This window comes from Burkholderia sp. DN3021 (assembly GCF_049805555.1).
In the GTDB taxonomy this organism is placed as follows: Bacteria; Pseudomonadota; Gammaproteobacteria; order Burkholderiales; family Burkholderiaceae; genus Burkholderia; species Burkholderia pyrrocinia_C.
Genome location: NZ_JBNCAB010000050.1, coordinates 47,337 through 54,183, shown reverse-complemented (window position 1 = coordinate 54,183; position 6,847 = coordinate 47,337). Strand labels below are relative to the sequence as shown.

General features: G+C 72.1%; 5 protein-coding genes and 1 pseudogene. 2 read left to right on the top strand and 4 right to left on the bottom strand.

All coding sequences use genetic code 11. From position 1 onward, the window contains the following. Together ACPUER_RS23275 and ACPUER_RS23270 are read left to right on the top strand one after the other, a co-directional pair. A partial coding sequence (locus ACPUER_RS23275) for an ATP-binding cassette domain-containing protein (protein ID WP_425132229.1) occupies window positions 1–1,103 on the top strand: 1,103 nt, incomplete at its 5' end. Between the two features lie 15 nt (window positions 1,104–1,118). Beyond that, entirely contained in the window at window positions 1,119–2,177 is a 1,059-nt protein-coding gene (locus ACPUER_RS23270; RefSeq protein ID WP_175964058.1) for an ABC transporter permease, read from the top strand. Between the two features lie 24 nt (window positions 2,178–2,201). Here ACPUER_RS23270 and ACPUER_RS23265 read toward each other — a convergent pair whose 3' ends face one another. The 4 genes and pseudogenes from ACPUER_RS23265 to ACPUER_RS23250 form a co-directional block, all read right to left on the bottom strand. Continuing rightward, entirely contained in the window at window positions 2,202–3,161 is a 960-nt protein-coding gene (locus ACPUER_RS23265; protein WP_425132228.1) for an ABC transporter permease, read from the bottom strand. Further along, complete coding sequence (locus ACPUER_RS23260) at window positions 3,154–4,191, bottom strand: ABC transporter permease (protein ID WP_425132227.1); 1,038 nt, start codon at window positions 4,189–4,191, stop codon at window positions 3,154–3,156. Before ACPUER_RS23260 ends, ACPUER_RS23265 begins: the two co-directional genes overlap by 8 nt. Next, a pseudogene (locus ACPUER_RS23255) lies at window positions 4,160–5,748 on the bottom strand (sugar ABC transporter ATP-binding protein); the annotation flags it as partial. The gene ACPUER_RS23260 and the pseudogene ACPUER_RS23255, both read right to left, overlap by 32 nt. Further along, entirely contained in the window at window positions 5,745–6,755 is a 1,011-nt protein-coding gene (locus tag ACPUER_RS23250; protein ID WP_425132226.1) for a sugar ABC transporter substrate-binding protein, read from the bottom strand. The pseudogene ACPUER_RS23255 and the gene ACPUER_RS23250, both read right to left, overlap by 4 nt. Between the last annotated feature and the right edge of the window lie 92 nt (window positions 6,756–6,847).

The window sequence follows — 6,847 nt, the reverse complement described above, 5'->3', positions numbered from 1 at the left end:
CCGCGGCGCGACCGCTCGCCGCGCGCGTCGGGCTCGACGCCGATCTGTCGGCGCCGCTCGCGTCGCTGTCGCTGGCCGATCAGCAGCGCGTGACGCTGGCGCGCGCGCTCGCCGGGCAGCCCGGCCTGCTGATCCTCGACGAGCCGACCGCGAGCCTGTCCGCGCCGGAAGCGGAGCGGCTCTTCGGGCTGCTGGACGCGTTGCGCGACGACGGGGGCGCGATCCTGCTGGTGTCGCACCGGCTCGGTGACTTGCGCCGCATCGCCGATCGCGTGGCGATCGTCCGCGACGGCCGGATCGTCGCCGATCTGGCCGCGCCGGTCGACTTCGATGCCGCGGTGGAAACGATGATCGGGCGGCCGTTGCCGAAAGCACGCGCGGCGGACGCGGGCCGCGCCGCGTCGTCGCCCGAAGCGGGCCTCAGCCTGCGGAACCTCCGGCTGTCGCCGACCAGCGTGCCGTTCGATCTCGACGTCCGGCGCGGCGAGATCGTCGCGATCGCGGGCCCGGTCGGCGGCGGCAAGTCGTGCCTCGCCAGCGTGATCTTTGGCACCGTGCGCGCGGCTGCCGGCGAGATGGCGCTCGACGGCCGGCCGTGGCGGCCGCGCTCGCCGGCCGATGCCATTCGAGCCGGCGTGTTCCTGGCCGGCGAGGACCGCTGGCGCACGTCGCTGTTTCCCGACAGCGTGCCGTTCGCGTCGATCGCCGGCACGATCAGCTTTCCGTTCCTGTCGCGCTGGTTCACGGGCGGCGCGCTGCGGCCGGCCCGCGAACGCGCCGCCGCCGCGGCCGCGATCGCCGCCTTCGGCATCCGCTGCACGGGCCCGGACGACCGGCTCGTGCGCCTGTCCGGCGGCAACCAGCAGAAAGTCGTGCTCGCGCGCTGGCACGCGGAACGCGCGCGGCTGCTGCTGCTCGACGAACCGTTCCAGGGCATCGATGCCGGCGCGCGCGCCGATATCGTCGATACGCTGCGGCGCCACGCGCACGAGCGCGCGACGCTCGTGTTCGTCAGCGATCTCGAGGAAGCGGCCGAGATCGCCGATCGCATCGTGCGTTTCGATCGCGCCACGCTCGACCATCCGCTTTCGTCTTCCTCCTGAATGACTGCGCCTCCCATGAAACCCGTTTCCACTTCCGTCGTGCCCGATGCATTGCCTGGCGAGCGGGCGCGCCGTCCCGCGCCGGCCCGCATCCGCGCGGCGCTCGAACGCACGGGCATCCTGCTCGTGCTGGCCGCCCTCGTCGCCGTGTTCGCACTCAGGGAGCCCGCGTTCCTGAACCTCGACAACCTGTTCAGCATCCTTCAGGCGGTGTCGATCGTCGCGCTGCTCGGCATTGGCGTGACGATCACGCTCGCGGCCGGCGGCTTCGACCTGTCGGTGGGCAGCGTCGCCGCGTCCGCGCAGATGGCCGCCAGCTACGTGCTGGTCGTCTGGCACGGCGGCACGCTCGCGGCGGTGGCCGCCTGCGTCGCGCTCGGCGTGGCCGCCGGGTTGTTCAACGGCCTGCTGATTACACGGCTGCGCGTGCCCGACCAGCTCGCGACGCTCGGCACGCTGTTCCTGCTGGCGGGCCTGCAGCTGATCCCGACCGGCGGCCGGTCGCTCGCGACCGGTTCGGTGCTGCCCGACGGCACGGACGCGACGGGCGTGTTCCCCGCCGCGTTTCTCGCGCTCGGGCGCCTGCGCCTGTTCGACGTCGTGCCGTTGCCGGTGCTGTTGCTCGCGGCGGTGACGGTGCTGGCCTGCGTCGCGATGGAGGCGACGCGCTGGGGCCGCGTGATCTATGCGATCGGCGGCAACGAGACGGCCGCGCGGCTCGCCGGCGCGCCGGCCGCGCGCTACCGGGTCGCCGCGTATGTCGTGTCGGGCGCGATCGCGTCGCTGGGCGGCGTGCTGATCGCCGCGCGGGTCGGACGCGGCGACGCGAGCGCCGGGCATTCGCTGCTGCTCGACGCGGTGGCCGCCGCGCTGGTGGGTTACGCCGTGTGGGGTGCCAAGCGGCCGAACGTGTTCGGCACGGTCGTGGGCGCGGTATTCGTCGGCGTGCTGCTCAACGGGCTGACGATGCTGAACGCGCCGTACTACATGCAGGACTTCATCAAGGGCGTGTTGCTGGTGCTCGCGCTGGCGTTCACGTTCGGCATCGGCCGCCGTGCGGACGCGCATGCGTGACGGGGCGGGGCGCGCGGCGCCGCGTCAAGCGGCTCGGCTGCGCCGTGTCGCGAAGCTCAGCGCGAGCACGGCGAGGATCAGCGCGCCGGTGGCCACCTGCTGCCAGTAGAAATTCCAGCCGATCAGCAGCAGCCCGTTGGCGACCAGGCTGATCAGCAGCACGCCGAGCAGTGTGCCGGTCACGCCGGGGCGGCGCATCGGCGACAGCGTCGTGCCGATGAACGTCGCGCCGATCGCGTTCAGCAGGAAACCGTTGCCGGCTTGCGGCACGTAGGCCTTGACCGTCGACGACAGCAGCAGGCCGACCACGCCGTAGACCAGTGCGCTCGCAACGCACGTCACGACGATGGTCGCCGCGACCGGCAGGCCCGAGTAGCGCGCCACGCCGGCCTGCGCGCCGAGCGCGATGCTGCGCCGCCCGAACGTGGAGTGCGCGAGCGCGACATGCACGGCGACGGCCAGCGTGCCGACGATCCACAGCGGCACCGGCGCGCCGGCGAACGTGCCGTGCGCGAGCGCCCCGAACAGCGGCGGCAACGCCGCATTCAGCAGGTAGACGGGCTGTCCGCCGCCGGTGGCGAGTTGCTGAACGGTCTGGCCGATGAACAGTGTGCCGAGCGTCGCGAGAAACGGCGCGATTCCGAGCCCGGCGATCAGCGCGCCGTTGAACGCGCCGACCAGCAGCGCCGCGCAAAGGCCGCCCGCGAGCGCGGGCAGCACGCCGACCTGCTGCGCGCACAGTTGCACGAACACGAGGCTGGCGAAGTCGATCGCGGTGCCGAGCGACAGGTCGACCGCGCCGATCGACAGCGCGAGCGTCATGCCGAGCGCGGCAATCGCCAGCAGTGCGAAGTTGTTGGTCAGCACGTCGGCGAGGTTGGCGGGCCGCGCGAACCCGGGCGCGCACACCGCGAAGAAGACGAATACCGCGACGAGCGCGGCCACGAGCGAGAACCGCTGCAGGCGGTCGGTCCATTCAGTCATGGGCGGGGTCTTCCGCATGGCGGCGCCGAATCACGGCGGTCGTCGCGACGACGAACAGGATCGACGCGCCTTCGACGCCGTTGATCCAGTAGCTCGAGACGTTGTCGAGCTGAAAGCCGTTGCCGACGATGCCGATGAACAGCACGGCGAGCAGCGTACCCGGCACCGTCGGCACGAGCCGCCGCGAGAACACGACGCCGAGCAGCGCGGCCGCGACGACGGCCAGCAGGTTTTCGCCGGCACCGGGCGCGCTGCCGCTCAGCAACGCGCTCGACGCGAGCGCGGCGAGCGCGGCCGCGATCCCGCTCAGCACGTAGCTGGCCGCGACATAGGCGTTCACGCGCAGCCCGGCGGCGCGCGCGGCGTGGCGATGTGCACCGGTCGCGGCGAGCCGCAGGCCGAAGCGGGTCCGGTGAACCAGCACGGTAAACAGCAGTGCGGCGCCCGGCAGCGCGTACGCGAGATGTGGGATATCGAACGGGCCGTTGCCGAGCAGGAAAGCCAGCAGCGGGCTTGCCGCCGCGACCGAGGTGTTTTGCGTCAGCACCAGTTCGAAGCCGGCGCACAGGTTCATCGTCGTCAGCGTGGCGAGCAGCGGGAAGATGCGCAGCACGATCACGGCGAACGCGTTCAGCGCGCCGACGGCCGCGCCGGTGGCGAGCATCAGCGCGAGCGCCGCGCCATCCGTCGCGCCGTCGCGCAGCGCGACTGCCTGCACGGCCGCGCACAGGCCCAGGTTCGCCGCGACCGACAGGTCGAGGCCGCCGCGGATCGGGTCCGGGCCGCCGCCGATCAGCACGACCGTCAGGCCGAAGCCGAGCAAGCCGATCACGACGGATTGCTGCAGCACGTTCGCGAGATTCGCAACCGTGAGAAAGAGCGGCGAACTGGCGGCGAATGCCGCGAACACCACCGCGAACGCCAGCAGTGCGCCCCAGCGCAGCCAGAATTGCGCGTCCGATACAGCCGGCGGCCGCACGAAGGCGGCGCCGCCGGATGCCTGCGGCTGGCTGTCGAGCGGCCGGCTCATGCGGCGACCTCCCGTGGCGGCGTGCGGCCGCGCGCGCCGCTCGCCCACGCGAGCAGGTCCTGGCGAGTGGTGTCGCGCGTCGCGACCTCGTGCACGATCCGGCCGCGCGCCATCACGAGCACGCGGTCGGCGAGCTCCAGCAGTTCGAGCAGGTCGCTGGAAAACAGCAGGATCGCGGCCCCGTCGCGCGCGAGCCGGTCGAGCAGCCGGTAGATTTCCGCCTTGGCGCCGATATCGACGCCCACCGTCGGCTCGTCGAGCAGGTACACGGGCGAGGTCCGCTCGGCGCCGCGGCTCAGCCATTTTGCGAGCGCGACCTTCTGCTGGTTGCCGCCGGACAGCTGGCGCACCGGCGCGTCCGGGCCCGGCGTCCGGATGCCCAGGTCCGCGATCAGCCGCCGCACCGTGTCGTCCTCCCGGCGCCGCGCGAGCAAGCCGGCACGGCTGAACCGCCCGAGGCTCGCGAGCGTGACGTTCTCGCGCACCGACAGCGCCGGCGCGACGCCGTGCGAGCGGCGGTCTTCCGGCACGAACGCGATGCCGTGCCGGACCGCGTCGCGCGGGCCGCGCAGCCGGGCCATGCGGTCGTCGATGCCGATCTCGCCCCGCATGCCGCGCTCCAGGCCGAACAGGCCGCGTACGACCTGCTTGCCGCCGGAGCCGAGCAGCCCCCGTCATGCCGACGATCTCGCCGCGCCGCACGTCGAAAGACACGTCGTCGAAACGACCGCGCACGGACAACCCGGTCACCTGCAGCACCGGCTGACCGGGCACGCGGGACGGTCCGCGCGGGCGCGGCGCGGCGTCCGTGCCGAGCATCGCCGCGACGAGCGCTTCCGTCGACGTGGTGCGCGCGTCGACGTGCGCGACGTCGACGCCGTCGCGCAGCACAGTCACGCGATCGCACAGCGTCGCGATCTCGTCCAGGTAGTGCGATACGTAGAGGATCGTCAGTCCGCGCTGCCGCAGACGGTCCAGGGTCTGCAGAAGCCGATCGACCTCGCGGCTCACGAGCGCGGCGGTCGGCTCGTCGAGCACGAGGATGCGCGGGTCGCGCATCAGCGCGCGCGTGATCTGCACGATCTGCCGCTCGGCAACGCTGAGCTCGGCGATCAGCCGGTCCGGCGGCAGCGCGATGCCGAAATGCCGCTGCAGCGCAGCGTGCGCCGCGCGCCGCATGCGCCGCATGTCGAGCAGCCCGGGCGCCCCCGCGCCGAACGCGGGCTCGCGGCCGAGCGCCAGCGCTTCGGCGACCGTGAAGGTGGCCGGCAGCAGGCGCTCCTGGTGAATGAATTCGATGCCGGACGACGGCGCGCGCGACCCGTTGGCGGCGAGCGGCCGCGCGACGCCGTCGATCTCGAGCGTGCCGCCGTCGGCCGTGTCGATGCCGGCGAGTATCCGGATCAGCGTCGACTTGCCCGCGCCGTTCTGGCCGATCAGGCCGTGCACGGTGCCGCGCGCGACGTCCAGCGACGCGCCGCGCAACGCCGGCACGCCGTCGAAGCGCTTGACGATCCCGCGCAGCGCCAGCGCGGACGGGCCCGCGCCGGCGCTCATTGCGGCCCCGTCTGCCCGAGCGTCTGTTGCGCCGTGCCGGCGTTGTCCTTCGTGACGAGCAGCGACGGCACGTACGTATAGGGCGGCAGCGCGCGGTCTCCGGCCAGGTAGCGCGCGACGTTGTCGACCGCCGTCTTGCCGATCAGCGCGGGCTGCTGCGCGACCACGGCGGCCGCGCTCGATTTCGGGTCCTTCACGAGCGCGACGACGTCGGGGCTGCCGTCCACCGCGTAGGTCTTGATCTCGCTGCGGCGCGCGGCGTTGACGGCCTGCGTCGCGCCGACCTGCGGCACGTCCCACGCGGCCCAGATCGCGGCGATCTGTCCTTTCGGATACTTGCCGAGCAGCTGGCTCACCTGCGCGTACGCGCTCTGGACCGTGTTCGGAATCACGTCGCGCAGCTCGGGCTGGATGATCTTCACCTTCGGGTAATACTTCAGCACGGCCTTCAACTGGTCGTAGCGGATCGCGCACACCGGCACGCCGTAGAAGCCGTTGAACACCAGGATGTTGCCTTCGCCGTGGATGTCGTTGACGAGCTTCAGCGCGAGCTGCTCGCCGATGAAGAAGTTGTCCGAGGTCGTGACGTTCAGGCTCGACGGCGAGGCCGTGTCGATCGTGAACAGCGGAATGCCGGCCTGCCGGATCTTCTGCAGCCACGGCTCCAGCACGGTCGCCGTGCCGAGCTGCTCGATGATGGCGTCCGGCTTCTGCGCGATCAGCGTCTGGATCTGCGCGATCTGCCGGTTGTCGTTGCGGCCGGCATCGAGTGCGATCGGCGTGCCGCCCAGGCGTTTCACTTCATCGATCGCGCCCTGGTAGGCCTTCAGGTCCCAGTAGTGATCGGTGCCGATCGCGGTGATGCCGATCCGCTTGCCTTTCAGCGACGGCACCGCGGCGCCGGCCGGTGCGTTGCCTTGCGCGCGGACCGGAGAGAGGGCGCCGGTGGCCGCGAGCGCCAGCAGTGCGCCGGCCAGCGACCGGCGGATTCGATGGGGACGTGTCATGGCGTCGAAGGATCCGAAGGAAATGAGCGGGCTGAATCGTGCGACTGTAGTCAACCCCGGGCGCGGTCCCCAACCATCGATTCCTGCGACGG